A 21,607-nucleotide genomic window follows, 5' to 3' on the forward strand; every position below is an offset into this window, starting at 1 on the left:
AGTGAGCACAGTCAATGTGGGAGGGGCGGTGCGACGATTCGACTTGCCCCCGATAGCAGTGGGTCAGCTATAGATAAGCTGACTGGTCCACCGCCATCGGGGGCAAGCCCCCACCCACATTTGCCTGTCTGTATGGGTGAGAGATTCAGCGCCCGCCCCTTAGCTCGGCGTTACGGATCGAAATCTGCGTATTCAACGTCCAGAAGTCATACAGCACCCCCACCAGAAACAGGCCGCCGGTCAGCAGGTAGAGCAGGCCGGTGATCCATTTGCCCTGGTACATCCGGTGTACACCGAACACCCCGAGAAACGCCAACAGAATCCAGGCCACGTTGTATTCGATCGGGCCGGCGGTAAAACGCAGGTCGGCTTCACGGTCCATGGCCGGAATCAGGAACAAGTCGATCAGCCAGCCAATACCCAACAAGCCCAACGTGAAAAACCAGATCGTCCCAGTGACGGGTTTGCCGTAATAGAAGCGATGCGCGCCGGTAAAACCAAAAATCCAGAGCAGGTAACCGATCACCTTGCTGTGGGTGTCTTGCTGCGAAACATCCTGTCGATAGGTGTTCATGGAGTACCTCTTTGGCTGCGATAGATAAATTTTTTCACTTTCTTTGTGACTTTTTTACATGCGCCCGACGTATGGCCGATGGTATCTTCCCTCCCCTGAAAGCCTTATGCCACCTGACTTGTGTAGGACAATTGCGGCGATTCGTCGCGCATTTCCTGAGTTTGACCCCAAGGTTCAGTCGACAAACGGCCTGAGAACGACACAAAAAGCTGTTATAAAGTTGCGCGCAAACCCATAAGAGCCACGCCTAATGCGACCATTTTTCAAGACATGGCTAACCATTTGCCTATTAATGCCACTGGCCGCCCACGCCACCAATCGTGAGCAACGACTTCCTAACGTCAACGGTTTCACCCCTAAAGTTCACAGCACGCCCAGCACGGCCAAATCCGTAAAGCCCACCGTCAGCCGCCCGACTCAACTGAGCAAGGCCCACGGTAAGGCAGCACCCGGCCTGATGGCAGGCAACACCAAGCAAAGCAGCACCGTCCTCAGCCGCGCCGTTAATGTGCTCGGTACACCTTATCGTTGGGGCGGCAGCAGCCCAAGTAAAGGCTTCGACTGCAGCGGCTTGGTGAAATATGCGTTTAACAACGTTGCCGCCGTGGATTTACCGCGCACCTCCAACGCCATGGCCGCCGGCCACGGGCAGAAGGTTGATCGCAAGGACTTGAAACCGGGCGACCTGCTGTTCTTCAAATTGAAGAGCCGCCAGGTTAACCACGTTGCCATCTACCTGGGCAACGACCGCTTTATCCACGCACCGCGTCGTGGCAAGTCGGTCAGCATCGATACGCTGAAGAAGCCGTTCTGGGACAAGAACTACGTGATCGCCAAACGGGTTCTGCCGAAAGAACAGAACAACCTGCGGATCGTCCAACGTTGATCTAAAGCTGGAATACAGTACCAATGTGGGAGGGGCGGTGCGACGATTCGACTTGCCCCCGATAGCGGTGGACCAGTCAGCTTATCTGTAGCTGACCCACTGCAATCGGGGGCAAGCCCCTCCCACATTTGATTTCATTGCCCACAAGATCTCATATGTCTGTCGGCACCCTCGCCTTCTCCCGCGCCGCTTCCCGGCTGATCACGCCCTCCGTGACCAACGCCTTCAAACTCATATCCAGCGTCTTCATCCCCAACGCCCCGCCGGTCTGCATGGCCGAGACCATCTGCGCCAGCTTGTCTTCGCGGATCAGATTGCGAATGGCCGGCGTGCTCAGCATGACTTCATGGGCCGCCACGCGCCCACCGCCGATCTTCTTGACCAGCACCTGGGACACCACCGCCTGCAGCGACTCCGAGAGCATCGAGCGGACCATGGGCTTTTCCCCCGCCGGGAACACGTCCACCAGGCGATCCACGGTCTTGGCCGCCGACGCGGTGTGCAGGGTGCCGAAGACCAGATGCCCGGTCTCAGCCGCCGTCAGCGCCAGGCGGATGGTTTCCAGGTCACGCAGTTCACCCACCAGGATCACATCCGGGTCTTGCCGCAGCGCCGAGCGCAAGGCAGCCGAAAAACTCTGGGTGTCGCGATGCACCTGGCGCTGGTTGATCAGGGACCGGTTGGGCAGGTGGATAAATTCGATGGGGTCTTCCAGCGTGAGGATGTGCTGGCGCCGATGCTGGTTGAGGTGATCGACCATCGCCGCCAGGGTGGTGGACTTGCCCGAGCCGGTGGGCCCGGTCACCAGCACCAGGCCGCGCGGCAACTGGGCGATACGCTGGAACACAGCGCCCAACCCAAGGCTTTCCAGGCTCTGGACCTGCGCGGGGATGCTACGAAACACCGCGCCCATGCCGCGCGCCTGCTGGAACACATTCACCCGGAATCGCCCCACGCCGGGCAGTTCGAAGGCAAAATCCGTTTCAAGAGATGTTTCGAAATCCTTTTGTTGATAGCGGTTGAGCAAAGGGCTAAGCAAATCCGCCACGTGAGTGGCTGACAGCACCGGCCCATCCAGCGGCCATACCTCGCCATCCACCCGCAGCATCGGCGCCAGGCCGGCCGACAGGTGCAGGTCGGAGGCGCCCCGGTGCACGCTTTGCGTGAGTAATTCAGTGATATCCATAGGGCTTTCCATTTCCAGTAGAATGCCGCGGACTCCATATCCACGGGCGCATCTTGAATGTCGACGATAGCAGACAACATTGGCCTGGTTAGCCAGCGCATCCGCGCCGCAGCCGACGCCGTGCAACGTGACGCAAACAGCATCCACCTGCTGGCCGTGAGCAAGACCAAGCCCGCGCAAGCCGTGCGCGAAGCCTATGCCGCCGGGATGTGTGATTTCGGCGAAAACTACCTGCAGGAAGCCTTGGGCAAACAGGCCGAATTAACCGACCTGCCCTTGAGTTGGCACTTCATCGGCCCCATTCAATCGAACAAGACTCGTGCGATCGCCGAGAACTTCGCTTGGGTGCACTCCGTGGACCGTCTGAAAATTGCACAACGCCTGTCTGAACAACGCCCGGCCGACCTGCCGCCGCTGAACATCTGCATCCAGGTCAACGTCAGTGGCGAAGCCAGCAAGTCCGGCTGCACGCCCGCCGACCTGCCGGCCCTGGCCCAAGCGATCAGCGCCCTGCCGCGCGTAAAACTGCGGGGCCTGATGGCGATCCCTGAGCCGACGGAAGACCGCGCCGCGCAGGACGCCGCCTTCGCCACCGTCCGCGACCTGCAGGCCAGCCTGAACCTGCCGCTCGACACACTTTCCATGGGCATGAGCCACGACCTTGAGTCGGCCATCGCCCAAGGCGCCACCTGGGTGCGGATCGGTACCGCCCTGTTTGGCGCCCGCGACTACGGCCAGCCGTGAAATGGCTGACCTCCCACTGAATAAGGACCTGTCATGAGCAACACGCGTATTGCCTTTATCGGCGCCGGCAACATGGCGGCCAGCCTGATCGGCGGCCTGCGGGCCAAGGGCCTGCAAGCCCAACAGATCCGTGCCAGCGACCCCGGCGCCGAAACCCGCACCCGCGTCAGCGCCGAGCACGGTATCGACACCTTCGCCGACAACGCCGAGGCCATCCAGGGCGTCGACGTGATCGTGCTGGCGGTCAAGCCGCAAGCCATGAAGGCCGTGTGCGAAAGCCTGCGCCCGAGCCTGCAGCCCCACCAGTTGGTGGTGTCCATTGCCGCCGGCATCACCTGCGCCAGCATGACCAACTGGCTCGGCGCCCAGCCCATCGTGCGCTGCATGCCCAACACCCCGGCGCTGCTGCGCAAAGGCGTGAGCGGTTTGTATGCAACCGCCGGAGTCAGCGCCGAACAGCGTGACCAGGCTCAGGCGCTGCTGTCTGCCGTTGGCCTCGCCGTGTGGCTGGAACAGGAGCAGCAACTGGACGCAGTGACCGCCGTCTCCGGCAGTGGCCCGGCGTACTTCTTCCTGCTGATCGAGGCCATGACCGCTGCCGGCGTGAAACTGGGCCTGCCCCAGGACATCGCCGAGCAACTGGCCGAGCAAACCGCCCTGGGCGCCGCACAGATGGCCGTATCCAGCGACGTGGATGCCGCCGAGTTGCGCCGCCGTGTGACCTCCCCGGGCGGCACCACGCAAGCCGCCATCGAATCGTTCCAGGCCGGGGGCTTCGAAGCCCTGGTGGAAAAAGCACTGGGTGCCGCGGCACATCGTTCGGCCGAGATGGCCGAGCAACTGGGCAAATAGTCGTCCCCAACCTGCAACAGGACTAGATAGGAATCGAACATGCTCGGAATCAATGACGCTGCCATTTTCATCATCCAGACCCTAGGCAGCCTGTACCTGCTGATCGTGCTGATGCGCTTTATCCTGCAATTGGTGCGGGCGAACTTCTACAACCCGCTGTGCCAGTTCGTGGTGAAGGCCACCCAGCCGTTGCTCAAGCCCCTGCGCCGGGTGATCCCTAGCCTGTTTGGGCTGGACATGTCCTCGCTGGTACTGGCGCTGCTGCTGCAGATCCTGCTGTTCGCGGTGATCCTGACGCTCAGTGGCTACCAGGCCTTGACCCTCCTGCTGTTGCCATGGGCGCTGATCGGGGTTTTCTCGCTGTTTTTAAAGATCATCTTCTGGTCGATGATCATCAGCGTGATCCTCTCGTGGGTCGCACCCGGCAGCCGCAGCCCCGGGGCCGAACTGGTCGCCCAGATCACCGAACCCGTGCTGGCGCCGTTCCGCCGCTTGATCCCCAACCTGGGCGGCCTGGATATCTCGCCGATCTTCGCGTTTATCGCGATCCAGCTCCTGCAAAGCTGGGTGATCCCGCGCCTTGCGTTCTACGCGTTCATGCCCAAAGAGCTGTTCGGGCTGATCTGATTCAGCCCCGCTTGTGTGTCAGGGCCGGATAACCTCCGGCCTTTGCTTGCCGCTAGGGGCAGCGGTCTTTAGACTTACGCCTCATTTAAACGAGAGCAGGGTCGATGCCAACTGCCTTCCCCCCCGATTCTGTTGGACTGGTCGTGCCCCAAGTGGCGCACTTCAGCGAACCGCTGGCCCTGGCCTGCGGCCGTTCGCTGCCAGCCTACGACCTGATCTATGAAACCTACGGCCAGTTGAACGCCACCGCGAGCAACGCCGTGCTGATCTGCCACGCCTTGTCCGGCCATCATCATGCCGCCGGCTTCCACAGCGTCGACGAGCGCAAGCCCGGCTGGTGGGACAGCTGCATCGGCCCCGGCAAACCCATCGATACCAACAAATTCTTTGTGGTCAGCCTGAACAACCTCGGCGGCTGCAACGGCTCGACCGGCCCCAGCAGCCTCAACCCGGAAACCGGCAAGCCCTTCGGCGCCGACTTCCCGGTACTGACCGTGGAAGACTGGGTACACAGCCAGGCGCGTCTGGCCGACCTGCTGGGCATCCGGCAATGGGCCGCCGTGATCGGCGGCAGCCTCGGCGGCATGCAAGCCCTGCAGTGGACCATCACTTACCCCGATCGCGTGCGCCATTGCCTGGCCATCGCCTCGGCCCCCAAGTTGTCGGCGCAGAACATCGCCTTCAACGAAGTGGCGCGCCAGGCGATCCTGACCGACCCGGACTTTCACGGCGGTTCGTTCCAGGAAGCCGGCGTGATCCCCAAGCGCGGCTTGATGCTGGCGCGGATGGTCGGGCATATCACCTACCTGTCCGACGACTCCATGGGTGAGAAATTCGGCCGTGGCCTCAAGAGCGAGAAGCTCAACTACGACTTCCACAGCGTCGAGTTCCAGGTGGAAAGCTACCTGCGGTATCAGGGCGAAGAGTTCTCCGGGCGGTTTGACGCCAACACCTACCTGCTGATGACCAAGGCCCTGGACTACTTCGACCCGGCGGCCAACTTCGACGACGACCTGGCGAAAACCTTCGAGGGCGCGTCGGCCAAGTTCTGCGTGATGTCGTTCACCACCGACTGGCGCTTCTCGCCAGCCCGCTCGCGGGAACTGGTGGATGCCTTGATGGCGGCGAAGAAAGACGTCTGCTACCTGGAAATCGATGCTCCGCAAGGCCACGACGCCTTCCTGATCCCGATCCCTCGTTATCTGCAGGCGTTCAGCAACTACATGAACCGCATAATTTTGTGAGAACGCCATGAGAGCCGACCTGGAAATCATCCAAGACTGGATACCCGCCGGCAGCCGCGTGCTCGACCTTGGCTGCGGCGATGGCGAACTGCTGAGCTGGCTGCGCGACCACAAGCAAGTCACCGGCTACGGCCTGGAAAACGACCCGGACAACATCGCCCAGTGCGTGGCCAAGGGCATCAACGTGATCGAGCAGGACCTGGACAAGGGCCTGGGCAACTTTGCCAGCAACAGCTTCGACGTCGTGGTGATGACCCAGGCCTTGCAAGCGGTGCATTACCCGGACCGCATCCTCGACGAAATGCTGCGCGTCGGCCGCCAGTGCATCATCACCTTCCCCAACTTCGGTCACTGGCGCTGCCGCTGGTACCTGGCCACCAAGGGCCGCATGCCGGTCTCGGATTTCCTGCCGTACACGTGGTACAACACACCGAACATCCACTTTTGCACCTTCGAAGACTTCGAAGCCCTGTGTAGCGAGCGGGAAGCCAAGGTGATCAACCGCCTTGCCGTCGATCAACAGCACCGCCACGGCTGGGCAAGTAAACTATGGCCCAACCTGTTGGGCGAAATCGGGATTTACCGGGTCAGCAGCCCTGGCCTGACAGATCACAAGATTGCCGTCTAATCATTTTCAAGAGGGACGCTCATGAGTCGTCTGGCTGTTTTTCTACTCACCGCATGCCTGGGCGCAAGCGCCATGGCCGCCGATGCTATCGACAGTAAGCGCCAGAAAGAATTTGGCGATATCACCGTGCACTACAACACCTTCACTTCCAGCTTCCTGCAACCCGAAACGGCCCAGGCGGTTGGCGTGGTACGCAGTAAGAACAAGGGGTTGATCAACGTGGCCGTGGTCAAGGGCGTGACGCCCGTGGCCGCGCAAGTGACCGGCACGATCAAGGACCTGAGCGGCAGGAGCGAAATCCTGACGTTCAAGCAGATTACCGAGAAAGGTGCGATCTATTACCTCGCGCCCTACAACGTACCGCAACAGGAAGTACGAGTTTTCACCATCAACGTTGAAGCCGGCGGCAAGGCCCATGGTTTCCAATTCAATCAGGAACTGTTTCCGGCAGAATGATGAACCTGACTCAACTCGTACTGGCCAGCCATAACGCTGGCAAACTCAAAGAACTCCAGGCCATGCTCGGCGAGTCCGTGCAACTGCGTTCGATCGGCGAGTTCAGCCAGGTCGAGCCGGAAGAGACGGGCCTGTCGTTCGTCGAAAACGCTATCCTCAAAGCGCGCAACGCCGCACGCCTGTCCGGCCTGCCGGCGCTGGCGGACGACTCGGGCCTGGCGGTGGATTTCCTCGGCGGCGCCCCCGGCATCTACTCGGCGCGTTATGCCGACGGTAAAGGCGACGCGGCGAACAACGCCAAGCTGCTCGACGCCCTCAAGGACGTGCCGGATGCCGAGCGCGGCGCGCAGTTTGTCTGTGTGCTGGCCCTGGTGCGGCATGCCGATGATCCGCTGCCGATCCTCTGCGAAGGCCTGTGGCACGGGCGCATCCTGCATGCGGCCAGCGGTGAACATGGGTTTGGCTATGACCCGCTGTTCTGGGTGCCGGAGCGCAATGTCTCCAGCGCCGAACTGAGCCCGGCCGACAAAAACCAGATCAGCCACCGCGCCCGCGCCATGGCTTTGCTGCGCCAACGCCTGAGCTTGAAATGACCGAGAACACCTCTGCGCAGCCGCTGATCCACGGCGGCGCGCAAACACCCCGTGCGGCCCTGCCCCAATTGCCGCCCCTGGCGCTGTACATCCACATCCCGTGGTGCGTGCGCAAATGCCCTTATTGCGACTTCAACTCCCACACCGCCAGCCCAGTGTTACCGGAAGAAGAGTACGTCGACGCGCTGCTGGCCGACCTCGATCAGGACCTACACGCCGTTTATGGTCGGGAGCTGAGCTCGATCTTCTTCGGTGGCGGCACGCCGAGCCTGTTCAGCGCCGTCGCGCTGGGCCGCCTGCTCAAGGGCGTACAAGCGCGCATCCCGTTTGCCGACAACATCGAGATCACCCTGGAAGCCAACCCGGGGACGTTCGAGCAAGAAAAGTTCGTGGCTTACCGCAAGCTGGGAATCAATCGCCTGTCCATCGGCATCCAGAGCTTCCAGCAGGAAAAACTCGAAGCCCTGGGCCGCATCCACAATGGCGATGAAGCCGTGCGCGCCGCCGGCATGGCGCGCCAGGCCGGGTTCGACAACTTCAACCTGGACCTGATGCACGGTTTGCCCGATCAGTCCTTGGACGACGCGCTGAGCGACCTGCGCCAGGCCATCGCGCTCAATCCGACCCATCTATCGTGGTACCAACTGACCCTGGAGCCCAACACCGTCTTCTGGAACCAGCCGCCAACGCTGCCGGAAGACGACACCCTGTGGGATATCCAGGAAGCCGGCCAGGCGCTGCTGGCCGAACACGGTTACGCGCAATATGAAGTCTCGGCCTATGCGCAACCGGGGCGTGCGGCGCGACACAACCTCAACTACTGGAGCTTTGGTGACTTCATCGGCATCGGTGCTGGCGCACACGGCAAGCTCAGCCACCCGAACGGGCGCATCGTCCGTACCTGGAAGACCCGCGCACCGAAGGACTACCTAAACCCGGCCAAAAGTTTCCTGGCCGGCGCGAAGGAGCTGACCAACGAAGAGCTGCCGTTCGAGTTCCTGATGAACGCCCTGCGCCTCACCGAAGGCGTCGACGCCAAGCTCTACGCCGAACGCACCGGGCTGGACCTGGCGAGCCTCGCCGAAGGCCGCACCGAAGCAGAACAAAGTGGCTTAATGCAGGTCGAACCGTCACGCCTGGCGGCGACCGACCGCGGGCAACTCTTTCTCAATGACCTGCTGCAGAAGTTTTTGAGCTGATCGCTCTTAAGGAAATCGAATGGATTTGGTACTCGACCTGCTCGCCACGGTATCCCGCTGGAGCCGCAGCAACCTGTCGGAAATCTCCCTGGCCCTCGTCGGCTGCCTGTTGGTGCTGTTCGGGGCCGACATCAAAAGCTGGGTCGAAGCCCGCCTCGGCAGCATCGCCGGCGCATTGCGCGTGCCGTTGATGGCCCTGCTGTGCATGATCGGCAGCGGCGCGGCGCTGATCTACGCCACGCCGTGGATTGTGCGGGGGTTGAGCCAGTTCAATAACTACAGCCTGGCGCCGGTATTGGTGGTGGTGCTGGTGTTGATCGGCGTCGTCGCAGACCGCCGCTGATCTCAAACCCAACATAAAACAAATGTGGGAGGGGGCTTGCCCCCGATAGCGGTGGCTCAGTCACCTTGATGTCGACTGACACTCAGCTATCGGGGGCAAGCCCCCTCCCACATTTTTACTGCATTCCAATGCCGAGCGCGGGTTAAGCCAGCTTCTCGAACTTCAAATCCCACACCCCATGCCCCAACCGCTCGCCGCGACGTTCGAACTTGGTGATCGGGCGTTCGGTCGGGCGTGGCACGCATTTGCCGTCTTCGGCGAGGTTGCGGTAGCCGGGGGCGACGTTCATCACTTCCAGCATGTATTGCGCGTAGGGTTCCCAGTCGGTGGCCATGTGCAGGACGCCGCCGACTTTCAGCTTGCTACGCACCAACTCGGCGAAAGACGCCTGGACGATGCGGCGCTTGTGGTGACGGCTTTTGTGCCATGGGTCCGGGAAAAACAGCATCAGGCGGTCGAGGCTGTTGTCGGCGATGCAGCGGTTGAGCACTTCAATCGCGTCGCAGTCGTAGACCCGCAGGTTGGTCAACCCCTGAGTCAGCACGCCATTGAGCAGCGCGCCGACACCCGGGCGGTGGACTTCCACACCGATGAAATCCTGTTCCGGCGCGGCTGCGGCCATTTCCAGCAGGGAGTGGCCCATGCCGAAGCCGATTTCCAGGGAGCGCGGGGCCGAACGGCCGAACACTGGGTCATAGTCCACCGGCGCATCGGCCAGGGGCAGGACGAACAGCGGCGTGCCTTGCTCCAGGCCCTTTTGCTGGCCTTCGGTCATGCGACCGGCGCGCATCACAAAACTCTTGATGCGGCGGTGCTTGGACTCGTCGCCCTGTTCCACGGTGTTCGGCGTTTCTTTTGATTCAGTCATCAATGGCTCTTACTTGATCAGACCATCCAGCGGCGAGGAGGCGCTGGCGTAGAGTTTCTTCGGCATGCGCCCGGCGAGGTAGGCCAGGCGGCCCGCGACGATGGCGTGTTTCATGGCTTCGGCCATCATGATCGGCTGTTGGGCATTGGCGATGGCCGAATTCATCAGCACCGCTTCGCAGCCCAGTTCCATGGCGATGGTGGCGTCGGAGGCAGTCCCCACGCCGGCATCCACCAGCACCGGGATCTTGGCTTCTTCGAGGATGATCTGCAGGTTGTACGGGTTGCAGATCCCAAGGCCAGTGCCGATCAGCCCGGCCAGCGGCATCACGGCGATGCAGCCGATTTCAGCCAGTTGGCGAGCGATGATCGGGTCATCGCTGGTGTAGACCATCACGTCGAAGCCTTCCTTGACCAGGGTTTCGGCGGCCTTGAGGGTTTCGATCACGTTGGGGAACAGGGTTTTCTGGTCGGCCAGTACTTCCAGCTTCACCAGATTGTGGCCGTCGAGCAGTTCACGGGCCAGGCGGCAGGTGCGCACGGCTTCGATGGCGTCGTAGCACCCGGCGGTGTTCGGCAGGATGGTGTAGCGGTCCGGCGGCAGGATATCCAGCAGGTTCGGTTCGCCCGGGTTCTGGCCGATGTTGGTGCGACGCACGGCCACGGTCACGATCTCGGCGCCCGAGGCTTCGATGGCCAGGCGGGTTTCTTCCATGTCGCGGTACTTGCCGGTGCCGACCAGCAGACGGGACTGGTAGGTACGACCGGCCAGGACGAAGGGCTTGTCGCTACGAACGATGCTCATGGGAAATCCTCGAAATGGGGTGAGGTTCTGCAGAATTCGGGGCCACAAAGGCGTGGCGCGAAGGACTAGCCGCCGCCGATGGCGTGGACCACTTCCACCTGATCACCTTCGGTGAGCGCGGTCTCGGCGTGCTGGCTACGCGGGACGATATCCTGGTTGAGTTCCACTGCGACGCGACGCCCAGTCAGGTCCAGACGGGTCAGCAGGGCCGCGACGGTTTCGCCGTCGGGCAGTTCAAGGGATTCGCCGTTCAACTGAATGCGCATGCCATGGGCCGCCATCGTTTTTAGGGGCAAGCATTCTAGCCCGATTGGCGTAGCTGGCCCAAGACCCTTTGATCAGCAGCGCGCTTCAAGCCGCCAGTTGCAAGCGCCACGCCGCCAGCCCCAGGAGGAACCAACCGAGCAGAAACGCCAGGCCGCCAAACGGCGTGATGATGCCGAGCTTGCTGATGCCGGTCATCGTCAGCACGTACAGGCTGCCGGAGAACAGCAGGATGCCGACGACAAACGACACGCCCGCCCACGTGACCAGGCGTCCGGGCAGGTGCGCGGCGAGCAGCGCCACGCCGAACAGCGCCAGGGTGTGGACCAATTGGTAGGTCACGCCGGTATGGAAGATCGCCAGGTACTCGGCGCTCAGGCGGTTTTTCAGGCCGTGGGCGGCGAACGCACCGAGAGCGACACCGGTGAAGCCGAAAAAGGCAGCCAACATCAGAAAGCCACGCAGCATGAGGAACTCCAGTCAGACTCATTGGGCAGGGTCTGTATAATGGCCCGCTCAACGGGTTCGGCCAAGCCATCTCTATGCTGCGTATCCTCTTCAGTCGTGTTTTCAAAGTCGTGAAATGGTTTGCCATCGGCAGCGTGTTGCTGGTGCTGCTGTTTCGTGTCGTACCGCCGCCGTTCACCGCGCTGATGGTGGAGCGCAAGATCGAGTCCTGGTTTGACGGCGAGCCGATTGACCTGCAGCGCACCTGGGTGCCGTGGGATGAGATTTCCAACGACCTCAAAGTGGCGGTGATGGCGGGTGAAGACCAGCGTTTCCCCGAGCATTGGGGCTTCGATTTTGGCGCGATCCAGGCGGCAATCCTGCACAACGAGCGCGGCGGCTCGATCCGTGGCGCCAGTACGCTGAGCCAGCAGGTGTCGAAGAACCTGTTCCTGTGGGCCGGCCGCAGTTATCTGCGCAAGGGCCTGGAGGCCTGGTTTACCGGGCTGATCGAAGTACTGTGGCCCAAGCAGCGGATTCTTGAGGTATACCTCAACAGCGTGGAATGGGATGAAGGGGTGTTCGGCGCCGAAGCAGCGGCGCGCCATCACTTTGGGGTGAGTGCCAAGGCGCTTTCTCGGCAGCAGGCCAGCTACCTGGCGGCGGTGTTGCCCAATCCGCGGGTGTGGAGCGCCAGCCATCCGACGGCGTATGTGGCGCGGCGGGCGGCGTGGATTCGCCAGCAGATGGGCCAGTTGGGTGGGGATGGCTATTTGGTTGAGTTGAACAATTCGCGCAAGGCACCCTGGTCCGACTGACACAACACAGACAAATGTGGGAGGGGCGGTGCGACGATTCGACTTGCCCCCGATAGCGGTGGATCAGTCACCTTGATGTCGACTGACACTCTGCTATCGGGAGCAAGCCCCCTCCCACACTTTTAAGCAGCGATCGACAGCTTCAGCTTGTTCATCGCGCTTTTCTCAAGCTGACGAATTCGCTCGGCCGACACGTTGTACTTCTGCGCCAAGTCGTGCAGCGTGGCTTTTTCTTCGGCCAGCCAGCGCTGGTAGAGGATGTCACGGCTACGGTCGTCCAGCACTTCCAGCGCTTCGTGCAGGTTGTGGTTGGAGTTGTCGCTCCAATCGGCATCTTCGAGTTGACGCGCCGGGTCGTACCGGTGGTCTTCCAGGTAGTTGGCCGGCGATTGGAAGGCGCTGTCGTCGTCCGCTTCGGCGGCCGGGTCGAAGGCCATGTCATGGCCGGTCAGGCGACTTTCCATCTCGCGCACTTCACGCGGTTCCACACCAAGGCTTTCGGCCACGCGGTGGACTTCCTCGTTGTTCAGCCACGCCAGGCGTTTTTTCTGGCTGCGCAGGTTGAAGAACAGCTTGCGCTGGGCCTTGGTGGTCGCGACTTTCACGATGCGCCAGTTGCGCAGGATGAACTCGTGGATTTCCGCCTTGATCCAATGCACGGCGAACGACACCAGGCGCACACCCATTTCCGGGTTGAAGCGCTTCACAGCCTTCATCAGGCCGACGTTGCCTTCCTGGATCAGGTCTGCCTGGGCCAGGCCGTAGCCGCTATAGCTACGGGCGATATGTACGACAAAACGCAGGTGGGCGAGCACCATCTGCCGAGCCGCCCCCAAATCCTGCTCATAGTAGAGACTCTCGGCCAGTTCACGCTCCTGCTCCGGCGTCAGCAATGGAATGCTGTTGACCGTATGCACATAGGCCTCAAGGTTCGCACCTGGGGCCAAGGCATAGACAGGTTGCAAAGAAGTGGTCATACGAAAAAACCTCCGACTCACATAACTCGTGCAGTTCAGCACTGCGAAAATTGACCGGGAACCGTAAGACAAGTTCCCTAAACCACTGATACGGTCAATACAAACGAAACCACATTAATCTGACATTAACTACTTCGGTGCCAGCTCACGTAAATGCCGTGCGACCGCAATCCACGCACCGATATACCCCAACAAGACCGCGCCAAGCAAGAGCGACAGACCATCTGCGACCGGCACTCCGGCCAGGGCGAAATCACTGCCGTACAAGCCGGCCAGCCCGATAACCGCGTCGTTCAGCCAGTCCAGGCCGAACGCCAATAAGCCCCAGGACAAAATTCCCGCACCGAAGCCATAAAGCGCGCCCATGTACAGAAAAGGACGACGCACATAGCTGTCCGTGCCGCCGACCAGTTTAATCACTTCTATCTCGGTGCGGCGGTTTTCAATATGAAGACGAATGGTATTACCTATCACCAAAAGTAATGCAGACACCAACAATACCGTCAGGCCGAACACAAAGCGGTCACCCAGCTTGAGAATCGCCGCCAGGCGCTCTACCCAGACTAGATCAAGTTGCGCCTGTTGCACCTTGGGCATCTCTGCGAGTTTTTGTCGCAGGGCTTCCAGCGCTGGCTTGTCGACTTCATTGGGTGTCACCAGCACCACGCCCGGCAGCGGGTTCTGCGGCAGCTCTTTGAGCGCCTCACCCAAGCCTGACTGTTGCTGGAATTCCTCAAGGGCCTGATCGCGGCTGATGTACTCGGCATCCGCCACGCCCGGCAGGTTCTTGATCTCTTCGCGCAAGGCCTCGCCATCTTTGGCGCTGGCGTCCAGGTTCAGGTACAGCGAAATCTGAGCCGCGCGTTGCCAGGAACCGCCAAGGCGCTCCACATTATTAAGCAGCAGTGACAAGCCCATCGGCAGGCTCAAGGCCACTGCCATCACCATGCAGGTGAAAAAGCTGCCGATTGGCTGCTTGGCCAGGCGGCGCAGGCTGTCGAGCAGGCTGGCACGGTGGTTTTCGACCCAGGCGCGCAGCAGCGTGGCGAAGTCGGGGCCATCGTCTTCGTCGTGTTTTTTCTTTTTCGGTTGCGGGTCGGCCGGTTTCGGCGCCACGCGCTCGGAAACCTTGGGGCTGCGTGTCGCACTCATACGCCGGCCTCCCCGTCACCGATCAGGCGACCGCGTTGCAGGGTCAGCATGCGATGGCGCATACGCGCGATCAGTGCCAGGTCGTGACTGGCGATCAGCACACTGGTGCCCAGGCGATTGATGTCTTCGAACACGCCCATGATCTCGGCCGCCAGGCGCGGGTCGAGGTTACCGGTGGGTTCGTCCGCCAGCAGCAAGGCCGGACGGTGGACGATGGCGCGAGCGATGCCGACGCGCTGTTGCTGGCCGGTGGACAGGTCGCCGGGATAGAGGTCGGTCTTGTCCGACAGCGCCACGCGCTCCAGGGCCGAGTCCACACGTTTGATGATTTCGGCCTTGGACAGCCCAAGGATCTGCAACGGCAGTGCAATGTTATTGAACACCGTGCGATCGAACAGCAACTGGTGGTTCTGGAACACCACGCCGATCTGGCGGCGCAGGAACGGAATCTGCGAATTGCTGATGGTGGCAAGGTCCTGGCCCGCCAGCAGCAGTTTGCCGGTGGTCGGGCGTTCCATGGCCAGCAGCAAGCGCAACAGGGTACTTTTGCCGGCACCCGAATGGCCGGTGACAAACAAGAATTCGCCGCGACGCACTCGAAAGCTCAGCTCATGCAAGCCGACATGCCCGTTGGCGTAGCGTTTACCGACCTGTTCGAATCGAATCATGAACGCTCCCGCTCGGCAAACAGTGCCTGGACAAAGGGTTCGGCTTCAAAGGTGCGCAGGTCGTCGATACCTTCACCGACGCCGATGTAACGAATCGGCAACCCGAACTGTTTGGCCAGGGCGAAGATCACGCCGCCCTTGGCCGTGCCGTCGAGCTTAGTCAATGCCAGGCCGGTCAATTGCACCGTCTGGTGGAATTGTTTGGCCTGGCTGATAGCGTTCTGGCCCGTACCGGCGTCGAGCACCAGCAAGACTTCGTGCGGGGCTTCGGCGTCGAGCTTGCCGATCACGCGGCGCACTTTCTTCAGCTCTTCCATCAGATTGTCTTTGGTGTGCAGGCGACCGGCGGTATCGGCGATCAGCACGTCAATGTTACGGGCCTTTGCGGCTTGCACGGCATCGAAGATCACCGACGCGGAATCGGCACCGGTGTGCTGGGCGATCACCGGGATCTTGTTGCGTTCGCCCCAGACCTGCAGCTGCTCGACGGCGGCGGCGCGGAAGGTATCGCCGGCGGCGAGCATGACTTTCTTGCCTTCCAGTTGCAGCTTCTTGGCCAGTTTGCCGATGGTGGTGGTCTTGCCAGCACCGTTGACGCCCACCACAAGGATCACGAACGGCGTCTTCTGGCTGATCACCAGCGGCGCTTCCACCGGTTTGAGCATCGCGGTCAGTTCGGCCTGCAGGGATTTGTACAGCGCATCGGCGTCGGTCAACTGCTTGCGCGCGACCTTCTGGGTCAGGCTCTGGATGATCACGGCGGTGGCTTCGACGCCCACGTCAGCGGTCAGCAGGCGAGTCTCGATGTCTTCCAGCAGTTCGTCATCGATGGTCTTTTTGCCCAGGAACAGGCTGGCCATCCCTTCGCCGATGGTTGCGCTGGTTTTGCTCAGGCCTTGCTTGAGACGGGCAAAGAACCCGGTTTTGCTGGTTTCGGCAGCAACAACGGGCTCGGGCTCGGCAGGCGGCTCAATCACGGCGGGCGCGGGAGTCGGCTCGACCGCCACCGGCTCAACCAGCGGAATCGGCGGCGTCAAGTGCTCGGCCTGCACATCGTCGACCAGTGCCACGGGCTCTTCGGCCACCGGCAGTTCCAGCCACGGCTTGTGCTCGGGCTCCGATGCGGTTTCAACCACCGGCTGCAACACCGGTTCAGCCATCGGCAACACCACCGGCGCCAGCGGTGCGGCGTCTACGACGGGCTCCGGGATCGGCTCAGATTGAACCTGCGGCTGTTCGACGACGGTTTCCTGCGGCTTTTTGCGCAGCCATCCGAACAGGCCTTTTTTCTCGCCAGCCGCAGCTGGGCTCTTCTTGTCGTCGTTGGAACCAAACATGGAGGACGGCTATCTCAAGGTAGCGACGCGCCAAGGGCGCCTCGGTAAATAAAAATTCAATGAAGAACAGACTGCTTTAACGCCCGCTCGTTCATGCGCAACATTTTATGAGGCGTAAATAAGCGCCTCAACAAATCGATTCAATATGGGATTGAAGCGATAAAATCGGCGAAAAGTGGAAGATCGTCGGATAAAACCGCCGCGAACTCCAACAATCCTACAACTGAATCCAGAACGGTATGACGACCGCAGTGGCCGTCCCCAAATCGGATCAGTATCCTAGCACCTCCTCGCCCGCCGACGCTAAGACCAAGCGGGCAGCCCAACAGGTTTAAAAACGAATGAATGCTCTAGCCCGCCGCGCCGCAGGCCTGCTGCTCAGCACAGTTTGTCTGCCCCTCTCAGCCTTGGCTGCCGACCCACAACCCACCCATGAATTCACCCTGGATAACGGCCTCAAAGTGGTCGTGCGCGAAGATCATCGCGCGCCGGTGGTGGTTTCCCAGGTCTGGTACAAAGTCGGTTCGAGCTACGAAACCCCGGGCCAGACCGGCTTGTCCCACGCACTGGAACACATGATGTTCAAGGGCAGCGCCAAGGTCGGCCCCGGCGAAGCCTCGCTGATCCTGCGCGACCTGGGCGCCGAAGAAAACGCCTTCACCAGCGACGACTACACCGCCTATTACCAGGTGCTGGCGCGTGACCGCCTGGGTGTCGCCTTCGAACTCGAAGCCGACCGCATGGCCAGCCTGCGCCTGCCGGCCGACGAGTTCAGCCGCGAGATCGAGGTGATCAAGGAAGAACGCCGCCTGCGCACCGACGACAGCCCGATGTCCAAGGCCTTCGAGCGCTTCAAGGCCATGGCGTTCCCGGCCAGCGGCTACCACACGCCGACCATCGGCTGGATGGCCGACCTGGACCGCATGAAGGTCGAAGAGCTGCGCCACTGGTACCAGTCCTGGTATGTGCCGAATAACGCCACCCTGGTAGTGGTCGGCGACGTGACCCCGGACGAGGTGAAGAACCTGGCCCAGCGCTACTTCGGCCCAATCCCCAAGCGTGATGTACCGCCGGCCAAGATCCCGCTGGAACTGGCCGAGCCCGGCGAGCGCTTGCTGACCCTGCATGTGCAAACCCAACTGCCGAGCGTGATCCTGGGCTTCAACGTGCCCGGCCTGGCCACCGCGACAGACAAACGCTCGGTACAAGCCCTGCGCCTGATCTCGGCCCTGCTCGATGGCGGCTACAGCGCACGTATTTCGGAACAGTTGGAACGGGGTGAAGAGCTGGTATCCGCCGCCTCCACCCACTACGACGCCTACACCCGCGGTGACAGCCTGTTCACCCTGAGCGCCACCCCCAACCAACAGAAGAAAAAGACCATCGCCCAAGCCGAAGCCGGCCTGTGGCGCCTGCTGGAAGAACTCAAAGGCAAGCCGCCGACCGCCGAAGAGCTGGAGCGTATCCGCGCTCAGGTCATCGCCGGCTTGGTCTACCAGCGTGACTCCATTACCAGCCAGGCCACCGCCATAGGCTCCCTGGAAACCGTCGGCCTGTCCTGGAAACTGATGGACACCGAACTGGCCGACCTGCAAAGCGTGACCCCGGACGATATCCAGAAGGCCGCACGTACTTACTTCACCCGCGAACGTCTCAGCGTCGCCCATGTCCTGCCTGAGGAGACCGCTCATGAGTGATCGCAAACGCAGCCTGATCCTGCCCGGCCTGATCGCCGTCACCTTGATCGCGGCGAGCGCCGTGTATTTCCTGCGCCCAAGCGAATCCGTCGCCAGCCCGGCCCTGGAAAAAGCCCAGTCGGCCAACACGCTGCAATCCCTGGCGGAGCTGGACGGCAAGGCGCCGACCAACCGCAAGCTCGACGTGCAAACCTGGAACACCGCCGAAGGCGCCAAGGTGCTGTTCGTCGAAGCCCACGAATTGCCGATGTTCGACATGCGCATCCTGTTCGCCGCCGGCAGCAGCCATGACGGCGACGTCCCGGGCGTGGCGCTGATGACCAACGCCATGCTCAACGAAGGCGTGCCAGGCAAGAATGTGAGCCAGATCGCCAGCGGTTTTGAAGGCCTCGGCGCGGACTTTGGCAATGGCGCTTACCGCGACATGGCGCTGGTCTCCCTGCGCAGCCTGAGCGACAGCGACAAGCGCGACGCCGCCCTGGCGCTGTTTGACCAGGTGATCGGCAAACCGACTTTCCCCGCCGACTCCCTGGCGCGCATCAAGAACCAGATCCTCGCCGGCTTTGAGTACCAGAAGCAGAACCCCGGCAAACTGGCGAGCCTGGAGCTGTTCAAGCGCCTGTACGGCGACCACCCGTATGCTCACCCGAGCGAAGGCACGGCCGAGAGCGTCCCGAAGATCACCCAGGCGCAGTTGCAGGCATTCCACGCCAAGGCCTATGCCGCAGGTAACGCAGTGATTGCCGTGGTGGGCGACCTGACTCGCGCCGAGGCCGAAGCCATGACCGCCAAGGTTTCTGCATCACTGCCCAAAGGCCCGGCGCTGGCGAAGATCGCCCAGCCGACCGAGCCCAAGGCCGGTTTGAGCCATATCGAGTTCCCATCCAAGCAGACGCACCTGCTGTTCGCCCAACTGGGCATCGATCGCGCCGACCCGGACTACGCCGCCCTGTCCCTGGGCAACCAGATCCTCGGCGGCGGTGGCTTCGGCACCCGCTTAATGAGTGAAGTTCGCGAAAAGCGCGGCCTGACCTACGGCGTCTACTCCGGATTCTCACCGATGCAGGTGCGCGGCCCGTTCATGATCAACCTGCAGACCCGCGCGGAAATGAGCGGCGGCACCCTGCGCCTGGTGGAAGAGGTGCTGGCTGACTATCTCAAGACCGGCCCGACACAAAAGGAGCTGGATGACGCCAAGCGCGAGCTCAGCGGCAGCTTCCCGCTGTCCACCGCAAGCAACGCCGATATCGTCGGGCAACTGGGCGCCATGGGTTTCTACAACCTGCCGCTGAGCTATCTGGAAGATTTCATGAAACAATCCCAGGCCCTGACCGTAGAGCAGGTCAAAGCGGCTTTGAATAAACACCTGAGCGCCGACAAGATGGTCATCGTGACCGCCGGCCCGACGACTGCGCAAAAGCCACTACCGCCCCCCACTGATAAACCTGCCGAGCAGCCGCTCGGGGTTCCGGAGCATTAATGGCCAGTTCATCTCGCCCGAAAAAACCTGTCCACAACGTGCATAACGGTGTGGGCCAACTGCGCATCATTGGCGGTGAATGGGGCAGCCGCAAGCTCAGCTTCCCCGACGTCGTGGGCCTGCGCCCAACGCCGGATCGCGTGCGCGAAACCCTGTTCAACTGGCTGGCGCCGTACATCGCCGGGGCCAAGGTACTCGACCCGTTTGCCGGCAGCGGCGCGCTGTTCCTGGAGGCCTTGTCCCGTGGCGCGGCCCAGGCACAGGCGCTGGATGCCAGCAACGTGGCGGTGTCCAGCCTCAAGGAACACCTGGGCACCCTGCGCTGCACCAACGGCCAGGTCCAGACCGCCGACGCGCTGCGCTACCTGGAAACCCAGGCCGCCAGCGAATACGACGTGGTGTTCCTCGATCCTCCGTTCAACCAGAACCTGTTGCCGACCGTGTGCGCGTTGCTCGAAGAGCGCCAATGGCTGGCGCCGGACGCGTGGATCTACACCGAAAGCGAGAGCGCGCCGTCCAGCCTGGGCCTGCCCGGGAGCTGGCGCCTGCACCGGGAACAGAAATCCGGGCGGGTGTATTACGCGCTGTGGCAGCGCTCGGTACAGCCCGCGGTCTAAACCTGTGGCGAGCGGGCTTGCTCGCGCCGGGCTGAAATAGTGTTCTGACTGAATAAATGCGGCGTTCTTCATGGGGCTGCTGCGCAGCCCAACGCGAGCAAGCTCGCTCGCCACAGTGAGTCCGCGTGCTACAGAGAGTGTCATGACCCCTTCTTCAGACCTGTTCAAACCCGCCTTCGGCCTCGGCAATCCACACCTGCAAACGCTGTGGGGCCCGCTGTGGCGCCCCACGACGCACCTCGAACGGCAACGCGAACGCCTATGGCTGGACGACGGCGACTTTCTCGACCTCGACTGGCATGGCCCCCATGACGCACTTGCGCCGCTGGTACTGGTGCTGCATGGGCTGACCGGCTCGTCCAATTCGCCTTACGTGGCCGGCCTGCAAAAAGTCCTCGCCGCCCAAGGTTGGGCCAGTGCGGCCTTGAACTGGCGCGGTTGCTCGGGGGAGCCAAACCTGTTGGCGCGCAGCTACCACTCGGGCGCCAGCGAAGATTTGGCGGCAGCGATTGCGCATCTGCGCGCCAAGCGGCCGTTGGCGCCGTTGTATGCGGTGGGTTATTCCCTCGGCGGCAATGTGCTGCTCAAGCATTTGGGCGAAACCGGCGCGAATTCGGGGCTGCAAGGTGCGGCGGCGGTGTCGGTGCCGTTTCGCCTGGATCAGTGCGCCGATCGCATCGGCCTGGGCTTTTCGCGGGTGTATCAGAAGCACTTCATGCGCGAGATGGTCGCGTATATCCGCGTCAAACAAAGCCGCTTTTTACAGGATGGTCGTGCTGAAGGGCTTAAAACCCTGGCGTCACTCGGGTCTCTGGAGAAGATGCGCACGTTCTGGGACTTCGACGGCCGGGTCACCGCGCCGCTGCATGGTTTCCTGAGTGCCGAAGACTATTACCGCCGCGCGTCGAGCCGTTACTACCTGGGCGATATCCGCACGCCGACCCTGATCATCCACGCGGCCGATGACCCGTTTGTGTTCACCCATAGCCTGCCCGAAGCCAGCGAATTGTCGGATTGCACCGAGTTCGAATTGCTGGCCAAGGGTGGGCATGTGGGGTTTGTCGATGGCTCCCTGAAGCGCCCCGGTTACTACCTGGAGCGGCGGATTCCGCAATGGTTGCTGACACAACCCCGTTAAACCATGTG

At 61.8% G+C, this 21,607-nt stretch carries 25 protein-coding genes; 15 read left to right on the forward strand and 10 right to left on the reverse strand.

From position 1 onward, the window contains the following. Positions 1–145: 145 nt before the first annotated feature. The gene (locus ACS5Q8_RS27450; RefSeq protein ID WP_017845004.1) at positions 146–574 is read right to left on the reverse strand and encodes a TM2 domain-containing protein; all 429 of its coding nucleotides are present in this window, start codon (positions 572–574) and stop codon (positions 146–148) included. Positions 575–824: 250 nt separating this feature from the next. Between ACS5Q8_RS27450 and ACS5Q8_RS27455 the strand changes: the two genes are divergently transcribed. Then, a complete protein-coding gene (locus tag ACS5Q8_RS27455; protein WP_247407654.1) occupies positions 825–1,460 on the forward strand; it encodes a C40 family peptidase in 636 nt (211 codons plus the stop codon). A gap of 151 nt (positions 1,461–1,611) precedes the next feature. On the opposite strand, the gene ACS5Q8_RS27460 is transcribed toward ACS5Q8_RS27455, so the two are convergent. Beyond that, entirely contained in the window at positions 1,612–2,646 is a 1,035-nt protein-coding gene (locus ACS5Q8_RS27460) for a type IV pilus twitching motility protein PilT (RefSeq protein WP_276195295.1), read from the reverse strand. A 57-nt stretch (positions 2,647–2,703) separates the two neighbouring features. Between ACS5Q8_RS27460 and ACS5Q8_RS27465 the strand changes: the two genes are divergently transcribed. The 9 genes from ACS5Q8_RS27465 to ACS5Q8_RS27505 all read left to right on the forward strand — a co-directional run bounded on the left by ACS5Q8_RS27465 (position 2,704) and on the right by ACS5Q8_RS27505 (position 9,332). Next, positions 2,704–3,390 (forward strand): YggS family pyridoxal phosphate-dependent enzyme, encoded by a 687-nt coding sequence (locus tag ACS5Q8_RS27465; RefSeq protein WP_253399929.1) that lies wholly within the window; start codon positions 2,704–2,706, stop codon positions 3,388–3,390. Between the two features lie 33 nt (positions 3,391–3,423). Then, entirely contained in the window at positions 3,424–4,242 is an 819-nt protein-coding gene (gene proC / locus ACS5Q8_RS27470) for a pyrroline-5-carboxylate reductase (RefSeq protein WP_276195296.1), read from the forward strand. Between the two features lie 39 nt (positions 4,243–4,281). Next, positions 4,282–4,869, forward strand: a complete 588-nt coding sequence (locus ACS5Q8_RS27475; RefSeq protein WP_247407939.1) for a YggT family protein — start codon at positions 4,282–4,284, stop codon at positions 4,867–4,869. Between the two features lie 104 nt (positions 4,870–4,973). Next, positions 4,974–6,113 (forward strand): homoserine O-succinyltransferase MetX, encoded by a 1,140-nt coding sequence (gene metX / locus ACS5Q8_RS27480; RefSeq protein WP_247407940.1) that lies wholly within the window; start codon positions 4,974–4,976, stop codon positions 6,111–6,113. Positions 6,114–6,120: 7 nt separating this feature from the next. Then, positions 6,121–6,741, forward strand: a complete 621-nt coding sequence (metW, locus tag ACS5Q8_RS27485; RefSeq protein ID WP_247407941.1) for a methionine biosynthesis protein MetW — start codon at positions 6,121–6,123, stop codon at positions 6,739–6,741. 21 nt (positions 6,742–6,762) lie between these two features. After that, positions 6,763–7,197, forward strand: a complete 435-nt coding sequence (locus ACS5Q8_RS27490; RefSeq protein WP_276195297.1) for a DUF4426 domain-containing protein — start codon at positions 6,763–6,765, stop codon at positions 7,195–7,197. Next, complete coding sequence (gene rdgB, locus ACS5Q8_RS27495; protein WP_276195298.1) at positions 7,194–7,790, forward strand: RdgB/HAM1 family non-canonical purine NTP pyrophosphatase; 597 nt, start codon at positions 7,194–7,196, stop codon at positions 7,788–7,790. Before ACS5Q8_RS27490 ends, rdgB begins: the two co-directional genes overlap by 4 nt. Further along, positions 7,787–8,989 carry a radical SAM family heme chaperone HemW gene (gene hemW, locus ACS5Q8_RS27500; protein WP_465159652.1) on the forward strand — a complete coding sequence of 401 codons (1,203 nt, stop codon included), beginning with the start codon at positions 7,787–7,789 and terminating at the stop codon, positions 8,987–8,989. The genes rdgB and hemW overlap by 4 nt, the downstream gene beginning before the upstream one ends. Before the next feature lie 19 nt (positions 8,990–9,008). Beyond that, positions 9,009–9,332: a DUF3392 domain-containing protein gene (locus ACS5Q8_RS27505; RefSeq protein WP_276195300.1), complete on the forward strand. Its 324-nt coding sequence runs from the start codon at positions 9,009–9,011 to the stop codon at positions 9,330–9,332. Between the two features lie 142 nt (positions 9,333–9,474). Here ACS5Q8_RS27505 and trmB read toward each other — a convergent pair whose 3' ends face one another. The 4 genes from trmB to ACS5Q8_RS27525 form a co-directional block, all read right to left on the reverse strand. After that, the gene (gene trmB / locus ACS5Q8_RS27510; protein ID WP_465159653.1) at positions 9,475–10,200 is read right to left on the reverse strand and encodes a tRNA (guanosine(46)-N7)-methyltransferase TrmB; all 726 of its coding nucleotides are present in this window, start codon (positions 10,198–10,200) and stop codon (positions 9,475–9,477) included. Between the two features lie 9 nt (positions 10,201–10,209). Beyond that, entirely contained in the window at positions 10,210–11,004 is a 795-nt protein-coding gene (locus ACS5Q8_RS27515; RefSeq protein ID WP_017845016.1) for a thiazole synthase, read from the reverse strand. Between the two features lie 65 nt (positions 11,005–11,069). Further along, positions 11,070–11,270 (reverse strand): sulfur carrier protein ThiS, encoded by a 201-nt coding sequence (gene thiS / locus ACS5Q8_RS27520; protein ID WP_247400313.1) that lies wholly within the window; start codon positions 11,268–11,270, stop codon positions 11,070–11,072. Positions 11,271–11,355: 85 nt separating this feature from the next. Next, positions 11,356–11,736 (reverse strand): DUF423 domain-containing protein, encoded by a 381-nt coding sequence (locus tag ACS5Q8_RS27525; RefSeq protein WP_247400304.1) that lies wholly within the window; start codon positions 11,734–11,736, stop codon positions 11,356–11,358. Positions 11,737–11,810: 74 nt separating this feature from the next. On the opposite strand from ACS5Q8_RS27525, the gene mtgA reads away from it, so the two are divergent. Continuing rightward, the gene (gene mtgA / locus ACS5Q8_RS27530) at positions 11,811–12,533 is read left to right on the forward strand and encodes a monofunctional biosynthetic peptidoglycan transglycosylase (protein ID WP_247400302.1); all 723 of its coding nucleotides are present in this window, start codon (positions 11,811–11,813) and stop codon (positions 12,531–12,533) included. 122 nt (positions 12,534–12,655) lie between these two features. Here mtgA and rpoH read toward each other — a convergent pair whose 3' ends face one another. From rpoH to ftsY, 4 genes are all read right to left on the reverse strand, one after another. Beyond that, entirely contained in the window at positions 12,656–13,510 is an 855-nt protein-coding gene (rpoH, locus tag ACS5Q8_RS27535; RefSeq protein WP_169376087.1) for an RNA polymerase sigma factor RpoH, read from the reverse strand. 129 nt (positions 13,511–13,639) lie between these two features. Next, the gene (ftsX, locus tag ACS5Q8_RS27540; RefSeq protein ID WP_276195302.1) at positions 13,640–14,662 is read right to left on the reverse strand and encodes a permease-like cell division protein FtsX; all 1,023 of its coding nucleotides are present in this window, start codon (positions 14,660–14,662) and stop codon (positions 13,640–13,642) included. Continuing rightward, positions 14,659–15,330 carry a cell division ATP-binding protein FtsE gene (gene ftsE / locus ACS5Q8_RS27545; RefSeq protein WP_247400282.1) on the reverse strand — a complete coding sequence of 224 codons (672 nt, stop codon included), beginning with the start codon at positions 15,328–15,330 and terminating at the stop codon, positions 14,659–14,661. The genes ftsX and ftsE overlap by 4 nt, the downstream gene beginning before the upstream one ends. Next, positions 15,327–16,667: a signal recognition particle-docking protein FtsY gene (ftsY, locus tag ACS5Q8_RS27550; protein WP_276195303.1), complete on the reverse strand. Its 1,341-nt coding sequence runs from the start codon at positions 16,665–16,667 to the stop codon at positions 15,327–15,329. The genes ftsE and ftsY overlap by 4 nt, the downstream gene beginning before the upstream one ends. Positions 16,668–17,008: 341 nt before the next feature. Here ftsY and ACS5Q8_RS27555 point away from each other — a divergent pair, with 341 nt between their 5' ends. The 4 genes from ACS5Q8_RS27555 to ACS5Q8_RS27570 all read left to right on the forward strand — a co-directional run bounded on the left by ACS5Q8_RS27555 (position 17,009) and on the right by ACS5Q8_RS27570 (position 21,599). Next, positions 17,009–18,364, forward strand: coding sequence for a M16 family metallopeptidase (locus ACS5Q8_RS27555; RefSeq protein ID WP_276195304.1), 1,356 nt, complete (start codon positions 17,009–17,011; stop codon positions 18,362–18,364). Further along, positions 18,357–19,844, forward strand: coding sequence for a M16 family metallopeptidase (locus tag ACS5Q8_RS27560; protein ID WP_443696133.1), 1,488 nt, complete (start codon positions 18,357–18,359; stop codon positions 19,842–19,844). Before ACS5Q8_RS27555 ends, ACS5Q8_RS27560 begins: the two co-directional genes overlap by 8 nt. Beyond that, the gene (gene rsmD, locus ACS5Q8_RS27565; protein WP_247400266.1) at positions 19,844–20,461 is read left to right on the forward strand and encodes a 16S rRNA (guanine(966)-N(2))-methyltransferase RsmD; all 618 of its coding nucleotides are present in this window, start codon (positions 19,844–19,846) and stop codon (positions 20,459–20,461) included. Before ACS5Q8_RS27560 ends, rsmD begins: the two co-directional genes overlap by 1 nt. 142 nt (positions 20,462–20,603) lie before the next feature. Then, positions 20,604–21,599, forward strand: coding sequence for a hydrolase (locus tag ACS5Q8_RS27570; RefSeq protein ID WP_426099967.1), 996 nt, complete (start codon positions 20,604–20,606; stop codon positions 21,597–21,599). The last annotated feature ends 8 nt before the right edge of the window (positions 21,600–21,607 follow it).

This window comes from Pseudomonas sp. PAMC25584, assembly GCF_058135675.1.

Excerpts from the sequence above, each read along its gene's own strand:
- proC (WP_276195296.1), top strand. The coding sequence starts at position 3,424 with ATGAGCAACACGCGTATTGCCTTTATCGGCGCCGGCAACATGGCGGCC.
- ACS5Q8_RS27455 (WP_247407654.1), top strand. The coding sequence starts at position 825 with ATGCGACCATTTTTCAAGACATGGCTAACCATTTGCCTATTAATGCCA.
- trmB (WP_465159653.1), bottom strand. The coding sequence starts at position 10,200 with ATGACTGAATCAAAAGAAACGCCGAACACCGTGGAACAGGGCGACGAG.
- ACS5Q8_RS27475 (WP_247407939.1), top strand. The coding sequence starts at position 4,282 with ATGCTCGGAATCAATGACGCTGCCATTTTCATCATCCAGACCCTAGGC.
- ftsX (WP_276195302.1), bottom strand. The coding sequence starts at position 14,662 with ATGAGTGCGACACGCAGCCCCAAGGTTTCCGAGCGCGTGGCGCCGAAA.
- rdgB (WP_276195298.1), top strand. The coding sequence starts at position 7,194 with ATGATGAACCTGACTCAACTCGTACTGGCCAGCCATAACGCTGGCAAA.
- ACS5Q8_RS27450 (WP_017845004.1), bottom strand. The coding sequence starts at position 574 with ATGAACACCTATCGACAGGATGTTTCGCAGCAAGACACCCACAGCAAG.
- ACS5Q8_RS27560 (WP_443696133.1), top strand. The coding sequence starts at position 18,357 with ATGAGTGATCGCAAACGCAGCCTGATCCTGCCCGGCCTGATCGCCGTC.
- metW (WP_247407941.1), top strand. The coding sequence starts at position 6,121 with ATGAGAGCCGACCTGGAAATCATCCAAGACTGGATACCCGCCGGCAGC.
- metX (WP_247407940.1), top strand. The coding sequence starts at position 4,974 with ATGCCAACTGCCTTCCCCCCCGATTCTGTTGGACTGGTCGTGCCCCAA.
- rsmD (WP_247400266.1), top strand. The coding sequence starts at position 19,844 with ATGGCCAGTTCATCTCGCCCGAAAAAACCTGTCCACAACGTGCATAAC.
- ACS5Q8_RS27460 (WP_276195295.1), bottom strand. The coding sequence starts at position 2,646 with ATGGATATCACTGAATTACTCACGCAAAGCGTGCACCGGGGCGCCTCC.
- mtgA (WP_247400302.1), top strand. The coding sequence starts at position 11,811 with ATGCTGCGTATCCTCTTCAGTCGTGTTTTCAAAGTCGTGAAATGGTTT.
- ftsE (WP_247400282.1), bottom strand. The coding sequence starts at position 15,330 with ATGATTCGATTCGAACAGGTCGGTAAACGCTACGCCAACGGGCATGTC.
- hemW (WP_465159652.1), top strand. The coding sequence starts at position 7,787 with ATGACCGAGAACACCTCTGCGCAGCCGCTGATCCACGGCGGCGCGCAA.
- ACS5Q8_RS27490 (WP_276195297.1), top strand. The coding sequence starts at position 6,763 with ATGAGTCGTCTGGCTGTTTTTCTACTCACCGCATGCCTGGGCGCAAGC.
- rpoH (WP_169376087.1), bottom strand. The coding sequence starts at position 13,510 with ATGACCACTTCTTTGCAACCTGTCTATGCCTTGGCCCCAGGTGCGAAC.
- ACS5Q8_RS27525 (WP_247400304.1), bottom strand. The coding sequence starts at position 11,736 with ATGCTGCGTGGCTTTCTGATGTTGGCTGCCTTTTTCGGCTTCACCGGT.
- ACS5Q8_RS27515 (WP_017845016.1), bottom strand. The coding sequence starts at position 11,004 with ATGAGCATCGTTCGTAGCGACAAGCCCTTCGTCCTGGCCGGTCGTACC.
- ftsY (WP_276195303.1), bottom strand. The coding sequence starts at position 16,667 with ATGTTTGGTTCCAACGACGACAAGAAGAGCCCAGCTGCGGCTGGCGAG.
- ACS5Q8_RS27555 (WP_276195304.1), top strand. The coding sequence starts at position 17,009 with ATGAATGCTCTAGCCCGCCGCGCCGCAGGCCTGCTGCTCAGCACAGTT.
- ACS5Q8_RS27570 (WP_426099967.1), top strand. The coding sequence starts at position 20,604 with ATGACCCCTTCTTCAGACCTGTTCAAACCCGCCTTCGGCCTCGGCAAT.
- ACS5Q8_RS27465 (WP_253399929.1), top strand. The coding sequence starts at position 2,704 with ATGTCGACGATAGCAGACAACATTGGCCTGGTTAGCCAGCGCATCCGC.
- ACS5Q8_RS27505 (WP_276195300.1), top strand. The coding sequence starts at position 9,009 with ATGGATTTGGTACTCGACCTGCTCGCCACGGTATCCCGCTGGAGCCGC.
- thiS (WP_247400313.1), bottom strand. The coding sequence starts at position 11,270 with ATGCGCATTCAGTTGAACGGCGAATCCCTTGAACTGCCCGACGGCGAA.